Origin of the sequence: Acinetobacter terrae, assembly GCF_002135195.1 — a bacterium.
In the GTDB taxonomy this organism is placed as follows: Bacteria; Pseudomonadota; Gammaproteobacteria; order Pseudomonadales; family Moraxellaceae; genus Acinetobacter; species Acinetobacter terrae.
The window spans coordinates 37,665-61,416 of sequence record NZ_NEGF01000011.1 but is presented as its reverse complement, the minus strand read 5'-3'; the positions used below and the strand labels follow the sequence as shown (position 1 = coordinate 61,416).

General features: G+C 41.2%; 23 protein-coding genes. 9 read left to right on the top strand and 14 right to left on the bottom strand.

What is annotated here, in order from left to right; translation table 11 throughout:
* Window positions 1-68 precede the first annotated feature (68 nt).
* Window positions 69-731 (top strand): elongation factor P hydroxylase, encoded by a 663-nt coding sequence (locus B9T23_RS12160; RefSeq protein ID WP_086194282.1) that lies wholly within the window; start codon window positions 69-71, stop codon window positions 729-731.
* 84 nt (window positions 732-815) lie between these two features.
* The gene (locus tag B9T23_RS12155) at window positions 816-1,433 is read left to right on the top strand and encodes an L-threonylcarbamoyladenylate synthase (RefSeq protein ID WP_086194281.1); all 618 of its coding nucleotides are present in this window, start codon (window positions 816-818) and stop codon (window positions 1,431-1,433) included.
* A 54-nt stretch (window positions 1,434-1,487) separates the two neighbouring features.
* On the opposite strand, the gene B9T23_RS12150 is transcribed toward B9T23_RS12155, so the two are convergent.
* Window positions 1,488-1,943 carry a hypothetical protein gene (locus tag B9T23_RS12150; RefSeq protein WP_086194280.1) on the bottom strand — a complete coding sequence of 152 codons (456 nt, stop codon included), beginning with the start codon at window positions 1,941-1,943 and terminating at the stop codon, window positions 1,488-1,490.
* A 102-nt stretch (window positions 1,944-2,045) separates the two neighbouring features.
* On the bottom strand, window positions 2,046-2,765 hold the full coding sequence (locus tag B9T23_RS12145) for a GNAT family N-acetyltransferase (protein ID WP_086194279.1): 720 nt from the start codon (window positions 2,763-2,765) through the stop codon (window positions 2,046-2,048).
* 296 nt (window positions 2,766-3,061) lie between these two features.
* On the opposite strand from B9T23_RS12145, the gene B9T23_RS12140 reads away from it, so the two are divergent.
* Genes B9T23_RS12140 through rluB form a run of 3 tightly spaced genes read left to right on the top strand, consistent with a single transcriptional unit; the run spans window position 3,062 to window position 5,627 of the window.
* Window positions 3,062-3,856, top strand: coding sequence for a segregation and condensation protein A (locus B9T23_RS12140; protein WP_086194278.1), 795 nt, complete (start codon window positions 3,062-3,064; stop codon window positions 3,854-3,856).
* On the top strand, window positions 3,853-4,443 hold the full coding sequence (gene scpB / locus B9T23_RS12135; protein WP_086194277.1) for an SMC-Scp complex subunit ScpB: 591 nt from the start codon (window positions 3,853-3,855) through the stop codon (window positions 4,441-4,443). The genes B9T23_RS12140 and scpB overlap by 4 nt, the downstream gene beginning before the upstream one ends.
* 41 nt (window positions 4,444-4,484) lie before the next feature.
* The gene (gene rluB / locus B9T23_RS12130) at window positions 4,485-5,627 is read left to right on the top strand and encodes a 23S rRNA pseudouridine(2605) synthase RluB (protein ID WP_086194276.1); all 1,143 of its coding nucleotides are present in this window, start codon (window positions 4,485-4,487) and stop codon (window positions 5,625-5,627) included.
* A 71-nt stretch (window positions 5,628-5,698) separates the two neighbouring features.
* Here rluB and bioD read toward each other — a convergent pair whose 3' ends face one another.
* The 5 genes from bioD to B9T23_RS12105 all read right to left on the bottom strand — a co-directional run bounded on the left by bioD (window position 5,699) and on the right by B9T23_RS12105 (window position 10,396).
* Window positions 5,699-6,340, bottom strand: a complete 642-nt coding sequence (bioD, locus tag B9T23_RS12125; RefSeq protein ID WP_086194275.1) for a dethiobiotin synthase — start codon at window positions 6,338-6,340, stop codon at window positions 5,699-5,701.
* On the bottom strand, window positions 6,337-7,110 hold the full coding sequence (gene bioC, locus B9T23_RS12120; protein ID WP_086194274.1) for a malonyl-ACP O-methyltransferase BioC: 774 nt from the start codon (window positions 7,108-7,110) through the stop codon (window positions 6,337-6,339). The genes bioD and bioC overlap by 4 nt, the downstream gene beginning before the upstream one ends.
* 6 nt (window positions 7,111-7,116) lie before the next feature.
* Complete coding sequence (locus B9T23_RS12115) at window positions 7,117-8,274, bottom strand: 8-amino-7-oxononanoate synthase (RefSeq protein ID WP_086194273.1); 1,158 nt, start codon at window positions 8,272-8,274, stop codon at window positions 7,117-7,119.
* The gene (gene bioA / locus B9T23_RS12110) at window positions 8,271-9,581 is read right to left on the bottom strand and encodes an adenosylmethionine--8-amino-7-oxononanoate transaminase (RefSeq protein ID WP_086194272.1); all 1,311 of its coding nucleotides are present in this window, start codon (window positions 9,579-9,581) and stop codon (window positions 8,271-8,273) included. The genes B9T23_RS12115 and bioA overlap by 4 nt, the downstream gene beginning before the upstream one ends.
* An 86-nt stretch (window positions 9,582-9,667) precedes the next feature.
* Window positions 9,668-10,396 carry an alpha/beta hydrolase family protein gene (locus tag B9T23_RS12105; protein WP_086194271.1) on the bottom strand — a complete coding sequence of 243 codons (729 nt, stop codon included), beginning with the start codon at window positions 10,394-10,396 and terminating at the stop codon, window positions 9,668-9,670.
* Window positions 10,397-10,547: 151 nt separating this feature from the next.
* Between B9T23_RS12105 and B9T23_RS12100 the strand changes: the two genes are divergently transcribed.
* Window positions 10,548-11,120, top strand: coding sequence for a peroxiredoxin (locus tag B9T23_RS12100; RefSeq protein WP_171263095.1), 573 nt, complete (start codon window positions 10,548-10,550; stop codon window positions 11,118-11,120).
* Between the two features lie 108 nt (window positions 11,121-11,228).
* Here the strand turns inward: B9T23_RS12100 and ftn are convergent, their stop codons facing one another.
* Window positions 11,229-11,693: a heteropolymeric bacterioferritin subunit Ftn gene (gene ftn, locus B9T23_RS12095; protein WP_086194330.1), complete on the bottom strand. Its 465-nt coding sequence runs from the start codon at window positions 11,691-11,693 to the stop codon at window positions 11,229-11,231.
* A 471-nt stretch (window positions 11,694-12,164) separates the two neighbouring features.
* On the opposite strand from ftn, the gene B9T23_RS12090 reads away from it, so the two are divergent.
* Complete coding sequence (locus tag B9T23_RS12090) at window positions 12,165-13,232, top strand: SDR family oxidoreductase (protein ID WP_086194270.1); 1,068 nt, start codon at window positions 12,165-12,167, stop codon at window positions 13,230-13,232.
* Between the two features lie 67 nt (window positions 13,233-13,299).
* Here B9T23_RS12090 and ligA read toward each other — a convergent pair whose 3' ends face one another.
* From ligA to B9T23_RS12065, 5 genes are all read right to left on the bottom strand, one after another.
* Window positions 13,300-15,339 (bottom strand): NAD-dependent DNA ligase LigA, encoded by a 2,040-nt coding sequence (gene ligA / locus B9T23_RS12085; RefSeq protein WP_086194269.1) that lies wholly within the window; start codon window positions 15,337-15,339, stop codon window positions 13,300-13,302.
* A 91-nt stretch (window positions 15,340-15,430) separates the two neighbouring features.
* Window positions 15,431-16,378 (bottom strand): cell division protein ZipA C-terminal FtsZ-binding domain-containing protein, encoded by a 948-nt coding sequence (locus B9T23_RS12080; RefSeq protein WP_086194268.1) that lies wholly within the window; start codon window positions 16,376-16,378, stop codon window positions 15,431-15,433.
* A gap of 1 nt (window position 16,379) precedes the next feature.
* Window positions 16,380-19,832, bottom strand: a complete 3,453-nt coding sequence (gene smc, locus B9T23_RS12075; RefSeq protein WP_086194267.1) for a chromosome segregation protein SMC — start codon at window positions 19,830-19,832, stop codon at window positions 16,380-16,382.
* A 10-nt stretch (window positions 19,833-19,842) separates the two neighbouring features.
* On the bottom strand, window positions 19,843-20,538 hold the full coding sequence (locus tag B9T23_RS12070; RefSeq protein WP_086194266.1) for a GntR family transcriptional regulator: 696 nt from the start codon (window positions 20,536-20,538) through the stop codon (window positions 19,843-19,845).
* Window positions 20,539-20,737: 199 nt separating this feature from the next.
* Window positions 20,738-21,547: a sulfite exporter TauE/SafE family protein gene (locus B9T23_RS12065; protein WP_086194265.1), complete on the bottom strand. Its 810-nt coding sequence runs from the start codon at window positions 21,545-21,547 to the stop codon at window positions 20,738-20,740.
* Window positions 21,548-21,577: 30 nt separating this feature from the next.
* Between B9T23_RS12065 and B9T23_RS12060 the strand changes: the two genes are divergently transcribed.
* Window positions 21,578-22,336 carry a biotin--[acetyl-CoA-carboxylase] ligase gene (locus B9T23_RS12060; RefSeq protein WP_067726528.1) on the top strand — a complete coding sequence of 253 codons (759 nt, stop codon included), beginning with the start codon at window positions 21,578-21,580 and terminating at the stop codon, window positions 22,334-22,336.
* Between the two features lie 9 nt (window positions 22,337-22,345).
* Window positions 22,346-23,086, top strand: coding sequence for a type III pantothenate kinase (locus B9T23_RS12055; protein WP_067726530.1), 741 nt, complete (start codon window positions 22,346-22,348; stop codon window positions 23,084-23,086).
* On the opposite strand, the gene B9T23_RS12050 is transcribed toward B9T23_RS12055, so the two are convergent.
* Window positions 23,068-23,634, bottom strand: coding sequence for an RBBP9/YdeN family alpha/beta hydrolase (locus B9T23_RS12050; protein WP_086194264.1), 567 nt, complete (start codon window positions 23,632-23,634; stop codon window positions 23,068-23,070). The genes B9T23_RS12055 and B9T23_RS12050 overlap by 19 nt on opposite strands.
* Window positions 23,635-23,752 lie beyond the last annotated feature (118 nt).

Below are 23,752 nucleotides of genomic sequence, written 5' to 3'. Positions count from 1 at the left end.
GGTACTCTGTCAAAGATTAAGATACAATTTTGTACTTATTTAGACAGATCATTTGGGTAATACAAGTTATGCATCAGTTGCAGCCGCAACCTGAAGTCACCACTTCATTACGGTTAACCACTCATTCAACCTCAAATTCTGCTGTTTATGTAGACCATGTGCAACTCTCACCTTGGGCTAATTTGCAAACAGAAGTTCAACAAGTAGATTGGCTTATACTACACTTTAATCACTGGTTTTCCCACCTAAATGTGACGCTTGTTCGTGGTGATTTTGAACCTGAATATTTTCCAGCGACTAAAGACATCCCTGCCCGCATCCAGTTTGCGCATGGTTTCTTTAATAGCGCATTGCATGAAATCAGTCACTGGAGCATCGCTGGCGAGAAAAGACGCTTATTGGCAGACTTAGGTTACTGGTATGCACCGGATGGTCGAACTGGTGAGCAACAAGCCTTATTTGAACAAGTTGAAATTAAACCGCAAGCCATTGAATGGTTGTTTTCTAAAGCATTTGGTCGAAAATTCCGCGTATCTTTGGATAATTTAACTGGCGATGGCGGTGATGGGGCAACTTTTAAAGACAATGTTTATGCTCAAGTTCAGCAATATTTTAAGGGTGAAGCTAAACTTCCTCGCGATGCTGCACACTTTATTCAATGTATCTGTGCCTGCACGCGAAGTGGCAAAACATTACAAAGTGATGAGTTTCAACGTGAAATGTTAGACTGAATTACACAAACTCATCAAAGCCTGATTGCAAGACTTTGTAAACTCAACAGATAATGTCTAAAAATAAGTCGGGAGATAATAAATATGCTTCATTTAAGAGTACATCCTGATAATCCTCAACCGCGTTTGATCAGTCAGGCGGTAGAACGTATCCGCGCCGGTGATGTAGTGGTTTACCCGACCGATGCTGCGTATGCAATTGGCTGCCAAATCGGAAATAAAAATGCCATGGAGCGTATTTCACAAATTCGTGGCCTAGGACCAAAACACCAATATGCCATTATCTGTTCCGATTTATCCGATATTGCCACTTATGCCAAAGTGGACAATGCCATGTATCGTTTATTAAAAAACAATACCCCGGCAGTGACCACCTTTATTTTACCGGCGACCAGCGAAGTCCCTAAACGCTTGATGCATCCAAAAAAGAAAACCATTGGACTGCGTATTCCGAGTAACCCGATTTGTCGAATGCTCCTAAAGGAATTGGGCGAACCGCTTTTAACCAGCACGTTGATTCTCCCTAATCATACAGATCCTTTAGATGATCCTTATGATATTGAAATGGAGTTGGAAAAACGTATCGATGTGTTTATTGATGGTGGTTTAGGTATTTTAAACACTACCAGTATTGTAGATTTATCTGGTGATCACCCTGAAGTGATTCGTCGTGGTGTTGGAGATGTAAGCGCTTTTGAATAAGTGCTTTATTCTGCATTCTTGAATGCAGAATAAATTAACCTTCCACTCTTTGATTCATACAACTTGATTAAAATTTGGACATTCTACGAGTGTTTGTTTGGTTTGATAAATTTCTTGTCTAAATTTATTCTGAATAATATAAGTCGATGTCACTTTATCGTCTTTATAAACAGTTAAATAAGCATCTACCAAATCAGGTTCCTGCCCTTTTAATTTATCCAAAATTGAACAGCCTAACTGATTTACATTGTTTTTGATGGCATCAGGAACTTGATTCCCATTAAATTCTGTCAAATACATATAAGTAATAATATTGGGATACTGATTTAAGATATCCCCTTCTATAGGCAAACCTGTACTCTTTATTTGCTGGCGCATAGTATCGTCCATGCGAATATTTTTTAATGTTTCACGTGCTTGTTGCTGAAATTCATGCTGCCAATACAGTTCAGTTCCCCCAAATAATCCTGCAATGATTACAAGCCCTGCAATCACAAACTTTATATTCATCCCGCCCCCAGTTTATACTTATCAAAAAATTATTATTGTGCAAAAAATATCATATTTTTTATTTCATTCAACTATAAAGTTTTGTTTTTATAAAATTTTTCATTAAACCATTAAATTCCTCAACCGCATCTTTTGTTGCCCATTTTGATCAAAATTATCTGCTTTTAGCCAAGCCAGATATGCCTTTTCCAATTCAAGCCATTCTTCATCCAGAATTGAAAACCAAGCAGTATTACGGTTTCGACCTTTTGCTATACGATGTTGACGAAAAGTTCCTTCATACTGAAATCCAAAACGTAAAGCTGCACGTTTTGAAGGTTGATTCAATTCATCGCATTTCCATTCCACACGTCGAAAACCTTGCGCAAAACACGCTTTCAATAACAGATAAACCACTTCAGTCGAGGCGGTAGACTGTTTCATTTGATGAGAAAAATAAACATTTCCAATTTCTATGACATGATCCGCAGGACATTGATTAATTAAGCCCACCCACCCCACCAGAGTTTGGTTCACTTCAATTAGATAATGCGTTGTTCCATTAAAACCAAAATGATTCTCTAAAGCGCTTCGTAATTCATCTTCAGTTTCAAAACCTGAATAAGGTAAATAGGTCCAACAACTGCGATCCACTTCCATTTTTACACAATGCCAAATTTGCTTAAAATGATCTTCATTCAGTGTGGCTGCGGACAAACAATGTAATGTGACCCTGTTTCCATATATATTTTCTGCCAAAAGATGCACGGCTAAAGAATTAGATACTGGCATCCCGATGATTTGACCATATTCATTTTCTTGTACTTTTTGATAATTTTTCATAGCTGATCACAAAGTATTGTCCTGATTTTATATTGCTTAAAAAACCTTCTTTCCGCCAGTAAAAAATATATATTTAACAATGACATCATGTGCATTGTTTTCACTTACATAAAAATTCCCTATTTATTTTAGGTTTTTTTGTCATTTGTTAGCTTTTGTAATTTATTTGAAGGCCGTTTTCCTTTAGACTACGCAGATTAATTATGTGCTTTTTCTCATCACCCAGCACCTATACTGACCGCTGATCTGAAATAGCATCTTCATGCCTTTGAAAATTCGCGTGGCCTATAACTGTAATGAATCAACCGATCCATAATCCTATGGAGCAAGCTTCACCCATCCGCGTTATGGATGAGTGGCAAGAATCAATTCCAGAGGATTTGTATATTCCTCCTGCTGCATTTGAAATTCTTTTAGAGCATTTCGAAGGACCACTCGACTTCCTGATTTACCTGATTCAAAAAAGCGGTTTTGACTTATTACAACTTGATATTGCCCCAATTGCGGCCCAGTATTTATCGTACATGGATGCAATGAAGTCACTCAATATTGAATTAACAGCAGATTATATGGTGATGGCGGCTTTATTGGCCGATCTTAAATCACGCTTATTGCTTCCAAAAACAATTACATCCATTGTTATTGAAAAAGATCCAAAACAACAACTGATTGATCGTCTAGAAACTTATTTACGGGTAAAACAAGCGGCTGAACGTTTGGGCCAAATGCCAGTTCTAGAACGCGATACTTTCCCAACCAATGTAAGTTTAGGTCATATTACACAAAATAACGAAGGCTATGATATTGGCCTTTTACGTGATGCCTTATTTTGTGTATTTAATCGACCAGAACCGATTACCCATCAAATTCAACAAGAACCTGTACTGCTTGAAGAACGCATTGCCTTTATTGAAAGCCGCTTACAGTCAGGTGAAATCCTGCATTTCGAAGCCTTGCTGAAACCGAGTCAAGGGCGTATGGGTATGGTGGTTACCTTTATGGCCATTTTAGAACTTACACGCCAACAAAAAGTGAATATTATTGCAACAGGTATTGAAGCGCCACTTGCGATTCAAGGAGTACAAGCATGATTGATGATCAAGCGATACCTCTATCTGTTGCGGATAACCAACATGAAGTTTTGATGCAACTGGAAGCGATTATTTTTACCAGTGAAGCAGCAGTTTCGCTTGCACGTTTAAAAGAAGCATTCCAAAATCAATATACCAAACCAGAATTGCGTCAATTCTTACAACAGCTTGCTATGCTACAACATGGCAGATCGATCGAACTGGTGGAAACAGCACAAGGTTTCCGTTTTCAGGTTCGTGCTAAATATCGCAATATCATTACTCAGGTTTGGCCAGAGCGACCAACTCGCTTATCACCAACCCTGCTCGAAACCATTGCTGTGATTGCTTACCATCAACCAGTAACCCGAGCAGATATTGAACAGATTCGTGGGGTTTCAAACAATAGTCAAATACTAAGATCTTTGTTTGACTGGAACTGGATTAAAGAGTCCGGATTCAGAGAACTCCCTGGAAGACCCGCGTTGTTAGTTACAACGCCACAATTTTTAAATGCATTTGGCCTGTCTTCACTGGGTCAATTGCCTCCCCTGCAGGATGCCAAGGAAGCTTTTATGGCCCTCGATGCTCACGCACCGAAGTCATAGATAGGTGAACTGTTGATGATAATTTCTAAGGTTATGCTGTCATGAGTGAAAAATTACAAAAGGTGCTTGCACGCGTTGGTTTGGGTTCTCGCCGTTATATGGAAGAAGTCATTGCCGCTGGTCGTGTAAGTATCAACGGACGTGTTGCCCAAGTGGGTGAACGCATTGAACCAGGTGATGAGCTTCGCATCGATGGTCGTAAAGTTGCATTCCAAATTGAAGACGAAATTCGTCGTCGTGTGATTATTTATTATAAGCCTGAAGGCGAAATTTGCTCACGCAGCGACCCTGAAAACCGTCCAACCGTATTTGAACAATTGCCGTCTATTCCGGGCGATCGTTGGGTGATGGTGGGTCGTCTGGATATTAACTCGACTGGTCTTTTATTGTTCACGAACGATGGTGAATTGGCGAATCGCTTAATGCACCCTTCAAATGAAATTGAACGTGAATATGCTGTGCGTGTGATGGGTGAAGTAACACCACAACTCAAAAAGAACATGACTGAAGGTGTTGTTCTGGATGATGGTCCGGCAAAATTTGAATCATTCTCTGAAATTGGTGGTGAAGGGATTAACCGCTGGTATCAAGTGGTTGTAAAAGAAGGTCGTAACCGCGAAGTTCGTCGTATTTTCGAATCGCAAGGTCTTAAAGTCAGCCGCTTGCTTCGTACCCGTTATGGCACGGTAATTCTACCTCGCGAACTTCGTACGGGTCGTTGGATTGAGCTTGATAAAGGTGATATCGACAACTTGACTAAATCTGTTGAGTTAAAACCGCGTCAAGGTACTGGCTTGTTTGGTATGGCAAAACGTCGTAACGAACGTATGCAAGAAAAACCAATGGCTGCACGTCGTGGTGGTTATTTACGTCAGCAACGTCGTGATAACGAAGGCGAAGCTCAACCGGAACAGCGTCGTGACCAACGTCAAGCTAGTCCTGAAAATGGCCGTGCTGATAACCGCAGCGACAACCGTTTCAATAATCGTCCTGTTCGTACAGAAGGCACTAGCGATAACCGTTTTAACACTCGTAATGATCGTTCAGAACAACGTGGCGATGATCGTGGCAACCGTGCGCCTACTGAGCGTAATGGCAATACGTTTGAAAACCAAAACCGCCCTACAGATAAATTTGCACAACGCAAACCATTTGGTTTGAATAAAGGCTTTAAGAAATTTTAATTCTTAAATACCTTTAAAAGGAAAGCCACTCATTTGAGTGGCTTTTTTTCCTCTTCTAGAAAGAGAAAGCTTTAAAGCACTGGAATATCCATCCACTGTGCCTGAGGAAAATGTTTCGCCAAATACGCTTTTAAATAATCCGAAGTGTCTTTAGAAATAAGCTGATCTTGCGATTCATCATTTAAGTTATAAGCTAACGCATACAATTCTAACTCACGACTTTTCAAAGCTTCCAAGCTCAGCAAAGTATGATTAATACTGCCTAAACGTCCTGAACTGACCAAAATCACAGGAAACTTCTTTTCAGCTAAATAATCAATCGTCAGCAATTCTGTGGTTAAAGGCACCATCAAACCACCTGCACCTTCGAGTAAAACCACATCATATTTATTAGCGAGCTGCTGAGTTGCATCTTCAATTTTCTGAAAATCAATTTCACGACCATCAATTTTAGTCGCCAAATGCGGTGAGGCTGGATAAGTAAAAATTTCTGGCATGGTGAGTTTAGTTTCATCTTCCGGAAACCAGCCCATCTGCATCATTTTACGATGCTGTTCGATATCTTCAGAAATATCGGTATTGCCGGTTTGAATCAGCTTTTGGGTAATGGTTTTCTTGCCCTGCTCATTCCATAACTTTGCCAAATAACCCGTGGTATAAGTCTTGCCAATACCGGTATCAATACCACTGATAAAATAAACGGGTGCTGTCATGACTTGCTCCGTGCAATGCAATAAATAGGATGATAGCTCAGCTGATAATGGCGCTGACCACGCTGATCAATTTCTGAAAATTGCTGATAATCTTGATAAAACTGCTGTAAAGACTGCTTGGTCCAACGATGCTGCGATGCGGTTGCAGTCACACCTGTAGCCTTTAAATGTTGCAGTATTTGTTTAGGATGTTGAAAAGTTAAAGTTTCAATATTTTCTGAAAGATGCAGGATTTCAAAATCCTGCTGCATCAACTTTTCCTGAATCTCTTTAATACTCAGATAATCCAAACCCTGTCCAGTCAATGCCTTAATTTCTTTTAGATTCCGCTGACCAAAGGTCGAAAAACACAAATAGCCTTGCGGTGTTAAAGCATTAGAACATTTTTTAAATATTGCATCTAAATCACAGATCCATTGCAAAGCTGAACTGGATGCAATCAGGTCAAGGGATTGTGGAAAATCTAGTTGTTCAATATCTCCAATCAGCCATTCTATTTTTTTAGATTTAGAAAAATGCTGCTGAACTTCAGGATACAGATCATTTAAAAACAGTTGTTTGATTTGAAAATTTTGCATCAGCAAATGGCTTAAATTACCCGAACCACAACCGATTTCAAAAACACGATCTAAACTGTTTTTGGATAAGTGTTCTTGCATCAACCCAATTAAATTCTGGCAAATCTGTTTTTGCACCACCGCATGTTGAGTATAACTTTGTGCTGCTTTCTCAAAACGCTGCGCGACTTGTGATTTATCAATATTCACCATGCAAACTCACAACAATGCCACAAGCTGATCGAGATCAGTTTGGCTCACCTGCGTGGTCAGTGAAATACGCAATCTTGAACTGTGTTTTGGCACAGTCGGTGGACGCACTGGCATGATATAAAAACCGGCCTGCTGAAGCTGCTTTGCTTTAGCCACAGTCTTTTGCGACTCTCCGATAATCACCGGCACAATATGCGATGTTGAAGGACAATCAAAGCCTTTACGTATAACGGCTTGCTGTAGATACCTACTAATATTGCTTAAATGCTGTCGCTCATTTTTTAAAGTTAAAACTTTTTGAAAAATAAAATCAGTCCAAGCCATACACATCGGTGGCTGTGCGGTACTAAAAATCAGCGGGCGCATGCTATTAATCAGATATTCACGAATGATCGGATGGCAAATCAGATAACCGCCGACCGATGCCAGTGCTTTACCAAATGTACCGACCAGCAAATCAATATCATCAATCACGCCATATTGCTCTGCGCAACCCAACCCCTGCTCACCACGTACCCCCATGGCATGCGCTTCATCAACATAAAGCATCACTTTAGAAAATTGCTTTTTAATCCGAACCAGTTCAGCCAAATCGGTCTCATCACCATCCATACTAAAAATGGATTCAGTCACCACAATGATGCGATCAAAAGCTTCATCTGCATGGTATTTTTGCAAAAGTTGAGTCAGATGATTCAGGTCATTATGTCGATATCGCACATACTTCGCTGTTGATAAACGGATGCCATCAATCATGCTGGCATGCACCAGTTTATCCGCTAGGATGAGTGTTCGACTGTCACTTAGCGCAGGTAAAATCCCAATATTCATGTGATAGCCGCTATTAAATAATAGTACAGCACGACCATGAAAAGCCTGACTTAAACTGTCTTCAAGTTGTTCATATTCAGGGAAGTTCCCAGTCAATAAACGTGAAGAAGATGAACTCATGATTCGCAGTTCATTTGGGGTTTCATCAAAAAACTGTTCACGCAAAGTTAAATCTGATGCCAAACCCAAATAATCATTAGATGAAAGATTGAGCATCTTATGATTCTTAATTTCGATAATCCGACCTTGCTGAACATTGGAAGTAAATTGACGCAGATTACCCTGCTGCTTTAATTCATCCAGCTTTACTGCATAGTCATTCAACAGGTTCATACTGAAACCTCTTGCATCTGCTCAACCACCTCAACCAGTTGTTGCAACAAGGTATTCAGTTCTTGCTCACTAATCACGTACGGTGGCATCACATAGACCAGTTTTCCAAAGGGACGAATCCAGATGCCGCGTTTAACAAACTGTTGTTGCAAGGTTTTCATATCGACATTAAAGCTCAGTTCAACCACGCCAATGGCACCCAGTACCCGCACATCCTGTACATAATCCAGCTGTGACAAGGGTTGTAAATGTTGTACTAACTGTTTTTCGATACGCTGAATATTCGCTTGCCAATCCTGCGCCAATAAAACTTCGGTGCTTTTCAATGCAACAGCACATGCCAGTGGATTCGCCATAAAGGTTGGACCATGCATAAAGACGCCTGCCTCACCTTGGCTAATGGTTTCCGCAACATGCTTGGTGGTTAAGGTTGCCGAAAGCGTCATATAGCCTCCAGTCAAACCTTTACCAATGCACATAATGTCAGGTTCAACTTGTGCATGCTCCCATGCAAACAGCTTGCCAGTACGCCCAAAACCGGTGGCAATTTCATCAAAAATCAACAGCACATGGTATTTTTCACAGAGCAATTTGGCTTGGCGTAAATATTCAGGATGATAAAACCGCATCCCTCCTGCACCCTGTACAATGGGCTCTAAAATCAAACCAGCAATAGTGTAGTGATGATTTTTTAGGACTTGTTCTAATTCAACAATATCCGCTTGATTCCATTCATCATAAAAACCGACTTGTGGTGCCGGAACAAAGAAACGATTCGGCAGACTGGAACCAAAAATCTGATGCATGCCTGTGACTGGGTCACAGACTGACATGGCATTCCAGGTATCGCCGTGATAGCCAGAACGCGGTGTCACGAAATTGGTCTTCTGAGTCTGACCTTGTGCAGACCCATTTTTTGAAGACCAGTACTGCACTGCCATTTTCAGCGCCACTTCAACAGCGACCGAACCCGAATCGGCATAAAAAATTTTATCAAGACTGGGCGGTGTTATTTTTAACAGAAGTTTGCCGAGTTCAATCGCAGGATCATGGGTAAACCCACCAAACATGATGTGCGACATCTTTTGTAATTGATCAGTTACTGCCTTGTTCAGCTCAGGATGGTTATAACCATGAATGGCACACCACCAAGATGACATGCCATCAATCAGTTGTCGCCCATCTTCCAGTTCGATGATTGCACCATAGGCCTTTTTCACTTTAAAAGTCGGCAATGGTTGCGTCATGGAGGTATAAGGATGCCAGATATGTTCAAGATCAAATTCCAGATCAGTTAACTCGGTCATCCTTACCTCTAGCAGTACATAAAAATCCTAATTTTTAGATCTTAAACTGACACAGAATAAAAAGGAATTGCGATATAAGCCATTTCTCAAGATGTTTGTTTTATTTTCTTTAAATACTGGAAGATTTTGTCACTTGTTTCTTCTGCATGGATGATAGGGAAACCATGTGAGCTAGCAATCAGATCAACATCTAAAAACTTTGCATTTAAATTTTGAAGATTATCTATAACTTTGCAACTAACTAAAGCATCCTGCTGTGCAAGCAAATGATATTGCTTTCCCTGATATTTTTTTAATATATCTGCAACATTTAATTGCTCCAGTAAAATTAAACCTTGCTTTAATAGCTGAATTTGCTGTGGCTGAATTAAACTTTGCAAAATGATGAAATCCGCCTTGGTACTTTCCACACCCTGACAAACCATATAGCCAAATTTCTTTAAGGTTGTAATTGCATCCTGTTCAAAGGACTGTTTAAATTGTTGAAATGTATGCTGAGCCATTGCCGTTTGCCATGAATCATTGGCAACAAAACAAGGATTAGACGCGAGGGTGATCAGGACTTTTCTTTCTGCATATTGTTGTTCAATTTGATCCACCACCAAAGCGGCCAGCTGCCCACCTAAAGACCAGCCCAGAATGATATCAAACTGTTTAGCCAGTTCAACGTGTTGTTGCAATATCTGCTCATCAAAGGCATTAAAGATATTGATCAATTCAACTTGATCACCTTGTTGTTGCAAGGCCTGTTTTAAAGAATTAAGCAGTTTGGTGCCACCACCCCAACCTGTGATAAGTAAAATACGTTGCTGCAAGGTTAATCCTTAAATCCGTGCTCTGACTGACTACAGTATATAAAATTTTATTGATTTTAAACTGCACAAAATCCATCAAAAATAATGTACGTTTGATGAATATTATTTTGTTAGTATTTGGAGAGACCCTAACAAAAAGAATATGCAGAATATGATGAACGCTTCTAAAATATGCAAAATCACTTTGCTCTGTATCAGTGTAAGCTTAAGTCTTACTCAACCCGCATCTGCGGAAAGTTCCATTTTTTCAAAGTCTGAAACTTCTCAAAAACAATGGGTCGGAAAATCTGCACCTGCGTTTAAATTACAGGATCAAAACAGCAAATGGCACTCATTAAGCCAATATAAAGGTAAATGGATCGTTCTGTATTTTTATCCCAAAGACAATTCACCGGGTTGCACTCAAGAAGCCAATCAATTCAAAGCACTTTATCCACAGTTTTTAAAAAATAATGCTGTGGTGTTGGGCGTGAGTTTGGATGATGTTAAATCTCATCAAAAATTTTCAGAAAAGTTGGGTTTACCTTTTCCTATCTTGGCTGACAATCATCACCAACTGGCAGATCAATTCGGGATTGTCCGTAATCTAGGTATTACTAAAATCGCCAAGCGAGAAAGCTTTTTGATTGATCCTCAAGGTACCATCGTTTATCACTACAACAGTGTAGATACGCAGTCGCATGCCGCTCAGGTCTTGGCAGACATTCAAAAGTTTTCAAAATAGATCTTCGATTATTCAAAATATAGATATTATGATTCGGTTCAAATGATAAAATTTAACACATAAAAAAGCCCGACTCTTGTCAGGCTTTCTCTGTCTAAATATGCAATCTTACATTTGCGATTGAATATAGTTTTGCAAACCAATCAATTCAATCAAACGAATTTGTTTTTCCAACCAGTAAGTATGATCTTCTTCAGTATCAGACATTTGCTGACGAAGCATCTCGCGGGTCACGTAATCGCCTTTTTCTTCGCAAAGTTTTACACCTTGCGCCAATTTTTCACGTACATGATATTCGAGTTTTAAATCTGCTTTTAAACACGTCACCACATCTTCACCTGTTTCGATGTCATCACGGTTCATATTCGGTGTACCTTCCAGGAATAATACACGGCGAATAAGCGAATCGGCATGCGCTGCTTCTTCTTGCATTTCATGATCGATACGTTCAAAAATCTTCGTTAAACCCCAATCTTCATACATACGAGAATGAATAAGGTATTGATCACGAGCAGCCAGTTCGCCACCGATCAACATATTTAGATAGTCTACGACTTCTGGATTGCCACGCATTTCAATTACTCCATACCCTTTTCTAATATTATGGACAAAACCGCCCATCAATGCAAAATAAAAATTATGTAAGTTTATGATTTTTATAAAATTAAAATGAGAAACATACGCATTTGCAGTGTATTTAACAAAACTTTCCATATAAAAAATAAGCCTTTGCGTAATTGAAGCAATTTCAGCAAGGCTGATTTAAACTATAAAAGTATATTTTTAAGATTTGTAACGGTTACAAATGGTTCTTATTCCATCAACGAATAAAGGAATTTAACCTTGTGATGCATGTCTTAGCACATCATTCGGTAGCAATTGAATCTCATTTAAACGAATTAAATGCAAGTTCAGCTGCGACTAATAACAAGTAGAATGCTGTCACATACAAATTTTAGCTGAAGTAAGCATCAATCGGTCAAAGACAACCCTGCGATTTCACTCTAAGATAGATACAAATTTAAAAACAACAATGGTTTAGCTATGACAAATCCACAACATACCGCACCCGTTCTTGTGACAGGTGCGACAGGCTACATTGCCAGTTGGGTGATTAAAAATTTACTGGAGCAAGGTCATACCGTACATGCCACAGTTCGTGATCTAAACAAAAAGCCAAGCTTTGCACATTTGAATAAAATTGCCGCGGAAACCACGGGCACACTTAAACTTTTTAAAGCCAATCTGCTTGAACCCCATTCATTTGATGAAGCCATGCAAGGCTGTGAAATCGTGTTGCATATGGCATCACCTTTTGTAGTGAGCAACTTTAAAGATGCGCTAAAAGACATTATTGAACCTGCTGTTTTAGGCACTGAAAATGTGCTGAACAGTGTCAATAAAACCGAGTCAGTGAAACGTGTGATCGTGACATCAAGTATTGCCGCGACTTATGGCGATGCCATTGATATTCAACACACCGCAAAGAATGAATTTGATGAATCGCATTGGAATACCACGAGTTCAGAAACGCATCAACCGTATCCTTACTCCAAAGTCATTGCGGAACGTAAAGCATGGGAGATGCAAAAAGCACAACAACGTTGGAACTTGGTGTGCATTAACCCGGCACTGGTTCTCGGTCCCTCATTAACCGCAAATACCCAGTCAGGCAGTGTGGAAGTTCTACAACAATTTGCTAACGGCATGACCTTGCTCGGTGTACCACCTATGTGGAATGGGATCGTCAATGTCCGTGATGTTGCAGAGGCACACGTTCAAGCTGCATTTAATCCTGATGCCGAAGGGCGCTATATTATTAGTGGCGGCACTTTGAGCTTACTGGAAATGGGGAAGATTTTACGTCAGAACTTTGGTCCCAAGTTCCCTTTCCCACGTAATAAACTCCCTAAAGCGGCTTTCAAACTGCTTGGTCCTTTGGCAGGTTTCTCCAAGTCATTTGTTGAACTGAATATGGGCTATCCGATCTACTTTAATGCCAATAAAAGTCAGCAAGAACTCGGCATGCAATACCGCAACATTGAAACCAGTTTGATTGAGCATTTCCAGCAATTACTGGATGACGGGGTGGTGAAAAAGTACATTCCTTAACGTATAAAAAAACCACATGCATCTGACATGTGGTTTTAACTGCGCTGATTGAAACTTTAAGCAGGTATTAAGCTGGTACTTGACCGTATTCAGCCATCAAGTTTAAAAAGTCGGTTTCATTCATCACTTGTACGCCCAGCTTTTCGGCTTTTTCTAGTTTAGAACCCGCTTTTTCACCCGCAACCACGCATTTGGTTTTACTCGACACGCTACCGCTGACACGCGCGCCTAAGGCTTGCAGTAACTGTGTCGCTTCATCACGTCCCATACTGCTGAGCGTACCAGTAACCACCCAGCTCTCACCATTAAGAGGCTGACGTGTAGGTGCAATCGGTGCATCCCAGTGAATCCCGGCTTCAAGCAAACGATTCACCACTTCCAAGTTATGTTCAGCCTGGAAAAAATCGATAATCCATTCAGCGGTAATGTCACCGACATCTGGCGTTTTCTTTAAGGCTTCAATATCAGCGGCTTTAAGGGCATCAAAAGTCTGAAAGGTATTGGCCAGCATACGTGCTGTAGTTTCACCGACACCGCGAATACCCAAGGCATAAATAAAGGAAGCCAGTGTGGTTTTCTTGCTATTTTCAATCGCATCAAACAGGTTCTGAACAGACTTCTCCCCCATTTTTTCAATCGTCAGCAACTGTTCCCGATGTTCATGCAAGCAATAAATATCAGCGACATTTTTCAACAAATCAAGGTGCAATAAAGATTCCACCCAACGATCACCCAGACCTTCAATATCCATGGCTTTACGCGAAACAAAATGACGAATCGCTTCAATACGTTGTGCAGCACAGTACAAACCGCCTGAACAGCGCGCCAAAGCTTCACCTTCTGGCATTACCACTGGCGAATCACAGACTGGACATTGCGCTGGAAGATGGATCTCCTGGGCCTCCACTGGGCGGAATTCTGGCCAGACTTTTTCCACTTTGGGAATCACATCGCCACTACGGTACACGCTGACGGTATCGCCAATACGCACATCTAAACGGTGGATTTCTCCGATATTATGCAAGGTGACATTGGATACAGTTACACCACCTACAGCCACAGGATTTAAACGTGCAACCGGTGTTAAAATTCCTGTACGACCCACTTGCCAGTCAATATTTTCAACCATGGTTAAAGCAGCAACTGCGGGGAACTTATACGCTGTTGCCCAACGTGGTTCACGACTTAAGAAACCCAATTGTTTTTGCTGCTTTAAGCTGTCCACTTTAATGACCAGGCCATCAATTTCAACACTCAAATTCGCGCGTTTCGCATTGATTTCTTCATAGCATTGCTGCACTTCCTGAATGCTGTCACAAATAAAATGACATTCACCCACCGCAAAGCCAAATTGAGTGAGCCATTCAAGACTGGCAAACATGGTAGTTTGACCATGATGTGGTTCGCACTGCGCAATGCCATAGGCATAAAATGCTAAAGGTCGTGATGCTGCAATAGCTGGATCCAGCTGACGTAAACTGCCTGCAGCTGCATTACGCGGATTGGCAAAGGTCTTTTCACCTTTGGCTTCATTTTCAGCATTGAGTTTTTCAAAGCCCGCTTTTGGTATAAGCACTTCACCACGCACTTCTAATAGCGTTGGAACTGGACCTTGAGCAGATGAAAGCACTTTGGGTAAGTTACGAATGGTTTTGACATTATGGGTAATATCTTCACCTGTTTCGCCATCACCGCGAGTGACCCCACGCACCAGCACCCCATTTTCATACCATAGGGAAATGGCCAAGCCGTCGAACTTCAATTCGACATCATATTGAATTTTTTGATTGGGCAAACGCTCTTCTACACGGCGGGCAAAAGCAAACAGGTCTTCTTGGTTAAATACATTCCCCAATGACAGCATCGGTACCTTATGGGTCACGCTTGCAAATTTATGGAGTGCTTTGCCTCCGACCTTATTGGTCGGGGTATCCGGCTGTACACATTCTGGATATTGCTCTTCTAAAGCTTTGAGCTGATGAAAGAGTTGATCATATTCACTATCTTCAATGCTTGGTTGATCCATCACATAATAGGCGTGGTTATGCTTGGCTAAAATTTGAATCAATTGACGCATTTGCGCTTTGATAGTTGAATCTTGGGTCATACACTCACCATAAAAAAGGGCGGTTGATTTCCGCCCTTAAAAAATATTTTATCTACTCGCTATTATAGAAATCGAGTCCGTCAGTTTCAAACTAAACTTCTGCAGTTTGTCCTGCACGATAGTCGATTGCATGATGACGCCATTGCTCACGCAACTGAGGTGTGAATTCCTGATTGTTCTGATCATAGACGGTACCATCAATTTCACGCGCAATCAGACGTGAAAGACTGTCCATGGTATCAAAGGCATTTTGCACATCACTATGTGGCAAGGCCAGGAAGAATGCCAAACCTTTCACTTGTTCAGTGGACAAGGTTTCAAGGTCAAAACCGGCTGCACCTTCATCGGTAATTTGCAAGACCGAAAAGAGTAATTTACTGTCATCTTGGCTGTAACGATGGAAACACGCCATTTCACCAAAACGTAGACCATACTTAAGCAATACTTTTAAAGTTTTTTCACCTGAAAGTACGCGGCGTTCCGGGTAAACATTTAACGCAATAAACTCAACTGCAGTGGATAAGGCACTTTCTTCATCAACGCGTTGCTGTTCATGTAAATGTTCATCCAAAATACTGCTTTCATCTTCAAATTCTGAAATTTCAGCTTTTTCGATATTGGCATTTACGCTATGTTCTGCTGAATCTTTTGCTACAGTTGGTTCAGCTTGAATCGCTTGGTCTTTTACAGCCTCTGTTTTTGATTCAACTTGATTCGCTGTTTCTGCTGCAGCTGCTACCACTAGGGCTTTCGCTTCAGTATATTCAGATTTTACTTGTGCTTTTTTTACATCTTGAGCCAGCTCAACAGCCGATTCCGCTAACTTGGGTTCAACACGTTCTATACTTGATGGCTCATTGGCACTTTGTAATTGATCACGGACATGGCGAGGAATCACGGGTTGCTGGCTATCTGTGTCTACATGAAGTTCTGAATCTAATGAAGGTGCTGCATTAGCAGGTTTTTTAAACAGTATTCTTAAACCGAATAACATAATGATAACGGCGATAACAATACCAACGACGGTGGTGATTTCCATACTATGACTCCGCGACTAAACCGTATTCTTTTGCCTGTTCCAAATCGACAGTGACTAATTTTGATGTACCAGGTTCTGGCATGGTAACACCTAACAAATCGGTTGCCATCGTCATTGCAACTTTATTATGGGTAATGTAAATGAATTGAACTTGTTCAGAAAGCTCTTTGACCAAATTACAAAACCGACCCACGTTTGCATCATCCAAAGGGGCATCGACCTCATCCAGAACACAAAATGGTGCCGGATTTAAACGGAAGATTGCAAACACCAATGCCAATGCTGTTAATGCTTTTTCACCACCAGACAATAGGGCTAAAGAGCTATTGCGTTTACCTGGTGGTCGAGCCATTAGTTTTACACCCGATTGCCAGTCATCTTCAAGACTTAAACTCGCTTCCCCACCATTAAATACCTTAGGGAACAAATCCTGTAGCTCGAGATTGACCTGATCGAAGGTGGTCATAAACAGCTTGCGAGTTTCCTGATCAATACTTTTCATGGCGCCTTGTAATTGATCAACCGTTTTTTCCAGGTCTTCAATTTGATGGCTCAGCTCTTCAAAACGCGTGGAGACTTCTTCATATTCTTCAGAAGCCGCCAAGTTAACTGCACCTAATTTTTCAAAGCGCTGTTGGGCTTTTTCCAGTTGTTGCTGATGGGCAACGATATCAATATTTAAACCAGTAATCACTTCACTATTCAACGCATTAAGTTGTTCTGAATAATGCTGAAAATCCGATTTGGCGACTTGCCAAGCCAGACGTTTTTCTTCCAGTTGACCGCGTAATCTCTCATCTTGCTGTTGATGCTGATGACGTTGTTCGGTCAAATTCTGTTGTTTTTCTTGAATATTATTCAGTTCAACTTGCCATTCATTCCAGGTCTTTTGCAACTTCTCTGTGACTTGCGATTGTTCACTGAATTGTGATTCCAGCGCTGGCAATTCTAACTGTACAGGATCGACAAACTTTTTCGCCTGTTCCATTTGCGCAATAATCTGCTGATATTGTGCTTTTGAGAAGGAAGCATCTTTTTCCAGCAATTCAACTTGCTGCTGGGTTTGTGTAGCTTGACGACGTAGCAATTCTAACTCTTGTTGAGCTTGCTGCCACGTATGCTGGGTATTTTCAAGCTGTTCGGTCAGTTCTTCAACCTGAAATTGCATGGTTTTATAATTCGGTAAAGCCTGCTCAAGTTTCAGATTTAAAGCATGCAAATCGATTTCCAGATCATCTTTTTGCATTGCATCTTCTTCAAGCTGTGCATCCAGTTGTTGTAACTGATTTTGCAATTGTTGCTTTTGCACTGAAAAGGCCTGAACCGTACTTTGTACTTTCGCAATATTCACATCGAGCTGCTGCAACGCCTTTTGTTGTTGCTTTAAAGCCTCTTGCTGATCTTGAATGTTTTTTTGTAGGATTTGAATCTGTTGTACTACTTCCGGCAATTGCTGTTCCGCGGCTTCAAGCTGTGGTAACTGCTGTGCCAGTTCGGTTTCAATTTCATCTAAACGAATGCGATGGCTGAGTGCCCCTTGTCCGGCTTGGCTTGCTTCATCATAAAACAGGCCAATCACCCAATCCGCAGCAACATGATAGCCGTCCAAACTTAGAATGGACTGACCTATGCCTAACTGTGATTGCAAAGACAAGGCTTGGTTAAGATTGTCCGCAACCGCAACCTGCTGCCAGATTGAATGCTGTGGCGACTCAATCCAGTCAGCCAAGCAAGGCAAACCAGCTAATTGAATAAAATCTTGCGAACCATTGTTTTTAATCTGACGGGCAATACTTTCAGCGAAATCAGCATTTGCATCTAATACGTGGGCAGAAAGCCATTTTGCCAAAAACTTTTCAATCAGGTTGGCATGCGCTTTGGCCTGATCTTTCAGCTTGAGTACCTGCATCAATTGCACAGCATCATTTTGTACTTTCGGACTGTTCTTGATCAGCAACTGATTGAGATTTTTCTGTTCCGATTGCAACACCTGAATCGCAGACTTCAATGTTGCGACATCATTTTTCTGCTGCGCATACTGTGCTTGCATTGACTCTAATGTTTGTTTCTGCGTTTGAATCTCTTGTTCTAACTGTTCAATCTGCTGGGTAAGTTGAACTTTTTCACTTTCCAGCTGTGCAATATCATCTTGCTGATCTTGATTTTGAATTTGTACCGTTTGCTGTTGCAGAGTCTGCTTTTGCTGCTCGATCCGGGCAATATTTTTGGCTAATTGTTCACTTTGCACCAGCATCTGCATTTTTTGCTGTTGCTGTTTCTCAACCTGTACTTTGACCAGTTCAAACTGTTGCTGCGCTTGCTGCTGCTGTGCTTTTAAATCACTAAAACTTTGCGTCTGATCTTGGTTTTGACTTTCTTGCTGCTGTAACTGTTCAGTCTGTTGCTCATGTTGCGATTGCAGAGTTTCAATTTGCAGTTCAATCAGTTGTAGTCGTTCTTTGGTCTGTAATTTTTGTTGTTCTAACTGACTTAAAGTTGAAGTATTTTGCTGGAACAAAGACTGTTTCTGTTCCAGGGTCATTTTCAATTCAGAGAGTTTTTTCTCAGCCTGTTGCCACTCATTTTGCAATGGTGTGGACTGCTGAATCAGGCGCTGGAACAGTTCACTGGTCGCGGTTAAGTCATGTTCCAAAGTGCTTAATTCCGAACGAACTAGCTTAAAAGTATCGCCTAATTCATTCATTTGCAGGGTATATTCTTGCTGCAAGCGGCTGCTTTGCTCGCATTGAAAAGACAGCACTTCAACTTTAATGCTGCGAATCTGGGTTTCCAGTTCTTTATATTGCACAGCAGTTTCAGACTGACGTTTCAGGGTTTTCAGCTGTGACTTGAGTTCCGATGCAATATCTTCCAGACGCGATAAATTTTGCGTAGTGTGATCGAGATGCAACAAGGTTTCACGACGACGTGCCTGATAACGTGAAACACCCGCAGCTTCTTCAATATACACCCGCATTTCTTCAGGTTTGGCATCGACTAGACGGTTAATCATGCCCTGTTCAATAATCGCATATGAACGTGGCCCAAGACCGGTGCCTAAGAAAATATCGGTGATATCACGACGACGGCACTTGGTGCCATTCAGAAAATATTCAGACTTGCCATCGCGGTTGACCTGACGACGCACGGCCAATTCATTATAGGCATTGTATGCACCGCCGAGCTTGCCATAGGTATTATCAAAACGCAGTTCAACACTGGCTACGCCTACAGGTTTACGTTTGGCTGTACCGGTAAAAATGACATCTTGCATGCTGCCACCACGGAGTTGGCGCGCACTTGATTCCCCCATCACCCAACGGATGGCATCAATCACGTTAGATTTACCACAACCGTTTGGCCCAACGACAGCGGTACGATTCGCCTTGAAATGTAAAGTCGTACTATCGGCAAAAGATTTAAAGCCGGAAAGTTTTAAGCTGCTTAAACGCATAATGTCCTGATCAACGTCGTGAACGTCTTGCCCATGCAAGTTCGATTTGTTTCATCCGTGTTAGAGATTCCAACACAAGGTTGCGCAAGTGTCGACAAAAATCATCCATAAATAAAGTAGCTTGTTGTGATTTTCGGATCAAAACTGCATCAGTCACCAACTTAAACAGTTCAAATGATTCTTCTAGCTCGCGACGAGAGATATTTAAGGTTAAAAAATAGCTGCGGCGCATTGATGGTAATAGCTCTTTATAGAACTTCATCAAATAAGGATTACTCACCATTTCGTGTTGGCGCGCCATACCTTGAAAGATTAAATCGTAGAATTTTTCAGTATGTCCCTGACGCGTTTCTTCATGCAATTGCTGCAATAATGCCTGAATTCTTTCAGCTTCATGGGTGCGCCAAGTTTCCGCCACACGATGCACAATTTGCCCCAATAGCAACGCGCTCATATCAAATAAAGCGCGGACTTGTTGCGCAGACATTTCTGACACAACCGCACCACGGCGTGGGTAAATTTCAATCAGTTGCGTGCGTTCTAACAGCAATAATGCTTCACGCACGGAGCCACGACTGACATCAAGTTCAGCCGAGATTCGCAACTCTTGAATGCGTTCACCTTCAACCAATTCGCCACGAATAATTTGCTCACTAATATGCTTCGCAATTTGTTCGGACAAACTGTTCTTTTCTTGTTCTTGCATACTCGTCCTATCTTGTTTTTATAAGATGCAATCGAAAAATTTTCACACGTTTGGATTGACCCTGTTATTTTTACTACGTTTTATCAGCAAAAAAATATGACATTGTCAGACAATTCTTGAGTCTTTAAAGCCAATATAAAAAGGTGTGAACACTTGAACTGTAGCACACCTTTTCATTCTATTTTTCTCTTATTTAAAATTAAAAATAGCTCGAAAATCCTTGATATATAAAATATAAACCGACAACACTTAAAAGGCAGGCAAAACATCTTTTCAGCATGGCTGGCGATAACTTATGTGCCACTTTTGCCCCAAGTTTTGCAGTAATGAAACTCATCACACTAATGCCAATAAAGGCATAAATATGAACATAACCAATACTATGCGGTACTTCAACTTGAGTATTTGAACCAAACCACATAAAACCTAATGCCCCGGCAATCGCAATGGGTAAGCCACCTGCTGCAGAAGTTGCTACCGCTTTTTGGATCACCACACCATGACGGATTAAATACGGTACCGTAAGACTGCCACCACCGATACCGAAAATAGCCGATGCAATCCCGATACCGCCACCTGCAAGCAGTTGCATTGCTTTAGATGGTAAATGATGCGAAGGATCAACGGGTTTACTTGCACCGTTAAACATGCCATATGCAACCCAAACCGCAAAGAATCCAATCAGCAACTGCAAGCCCTGACCTGATATATAATCAGCAATACCGGCACCTAAAAATGAACCGAAAGCCAGACCCGGTGCCAAATTACGGAATACATCCCACATTACTGCACCGCGTTTATGATGCGCTGAGACAGAGCTGATTGAGGTCACAATAATGGTTGCCAATGAGGTGCCGACAGCCAAATGCATAATGACTGAAGGATCATAATGCAGCTGCGTGAACACAATATATAAAATTGGCACAATAATCAGCCCGCCACCGACACCAAATAGTCCAGCGGCAAAACCAGCCATTGCACCAATCAATAAATATATGATTAACTCCATTATTCACATTCCACTGTTGCTTAGATTTAAATGGATTTAGAGACTCGACAACTGCAAAAAATCCTCGACGAAGCTCATCAGCTCCCTGAAGTTTTAATACTGAAACCAGTCACGACTTCAACCAATGATGATGTACGGGAAATTGCACTCAAAGGCGTTCAGAGCGTTTTAGTCTGTAGTACGAGGCAAACTCAAGGTCGTGGACAACGTCAACGACAATGGGTCTCACCTGAAGGGAACATCTATTTAAGCACATTGCTGAATACGCGAACACCCATTGATGGCCGGCTTGCCCTTGAAATTGCATTAAATATTTTGCAAATGCCAAGTCTGAAGAACCTGGATTTGCAAGTAAAATGGCCGAATGATCTTTATAGTACCCAAGGCAAATGGGGTGGAATTCTGGTTGAACCGCTTTCCCCGCATCAGGTGATTGTTGGTGTAGGGATCAATCTTGAACCTGTGCCCAAAGAACACATTGATCAACATGCAACCTCATTGAGTGAATTGGGCTTGACCCATATTTCTCGTATTCAGCTTGTTGCAGAGTTATATATGGCGATTCAACAGGCCAGTGAATGGTTTGATCATCATTGTTATAACCTGGCTGCCCGTTTCAATCACTATGCGGCTTTTAAAAATCAGGCGGTTGAATTTGAGCATCATTCGGGGCTATGTTCAGGTATCTTTTTAGGGATTCAGGATGATGGTGCGGTCAACATTGAAACCAGCGAAGGCTTAAAACAATTTTATCAAGGGCGCTTACGTCGCTTAGAAACCTCTCTTTAGAGAAATGTAATGAAGAATTTATGGTTAGATATTGGGAATACCCGTCTAAAATATTGGATTACCGATAACAATCAAGTCATCGAACATACTGCAGAAATGCATCTACAGTCGCCTGCCGATCTACTTTTAGGTCTGATTCAGCACTTTAAAAGTTTAAACTTGAATAATGTGGGTGTCTCTTCGGTACAAGACAAGAAAAACAACGACCGTATTCAATACATCTTAAAAAGTCTTGGTATTCAAGTGGTGTTTGCCCAAGTGCAGGCCGAATATGCCGGTTTAAGTTGTGGTTATGATAATACCAGCCAACTCGGTATTGATCGCTGGTTACAGGTTTTGGCTGTAGCACGTGATCCAGAGCAAAATTATTGTGTGATTAGCTGCGGGACGGCTTTAACCATTGATCTTGTAGATGGCTTACAGCATTTGGGCGGTTATATTCTACCGAATCTGTATTTACAGCGAGATTCTCTGATTCAAAACACCAAGGGAATTAAGATTCCTGATGCAGCCTTTGATGCATTAACACCTGGACGCAATACCATAGATGCGGTACATCATGGCATTTTATTGGGGTTGGTGAGTAGCATTGAAAAGGTGCTAGAGCAATCACCTCGACAACTGATTTTAACGGGTGGTGATGCGCCTTTATTCGCCATTTTTTTACAAAAATACCATCCGATTATAGAGACCGATTTATTATTGAAAGGTCTACAGCGCTATATTCAGCATTATGCTGAAATGAGATAAGGTTGTATGGCCTGCCAAACTTCAGGCAGTTCCGTACAACCTTCAGAATCAATAAAGTGTCCCTGACATTGAGCAGAAATCAGCTCAGCATCTAAACTTTGAGCCTGTTCAATACTAAGTTTTGGCGGAACGTGATTATCCCCTTCTGAATAGATCACTACACGATTTTCAATCTGGCGTTTCAGCAATTCAAAATCAATCTGGGCGGCATCGATAAAAGGATAGACTTCTTCTAAACGCCCCAGATGTCCATTAAAACCGGCAACCAAAACCAGCTGTTTAATACGCTGATGATTTAAATGTTTGGACAAATAATGTAATGCCGCCACAGTCCCCAAACTATGCGCAATCACAATACTATTTTCATCAAGTTCTTCTATCTGCTCATCAATTTGTGATTCCCAAACAGACAATTCTGGATGTGTTGAAGGATCCAAACGCAATACTTTTAAACTGTAATGCTGCTGATCTGCAGTCTGCTGAATCCAGGGATACCAGTTTTCTTCTGGGCTGGCAGTATAGCCATGTATCACGTTCACTTGAGCCATTATTATTCTCCCCTCTAATTATGCCGTTTAGTGTGCAACAAGCTCAGCCTGAATAAAGTGATTCATTTGTTGGTCTTTTTTTATTAAAATACAAATTACAGAAGGTCTTGCCCTCCAT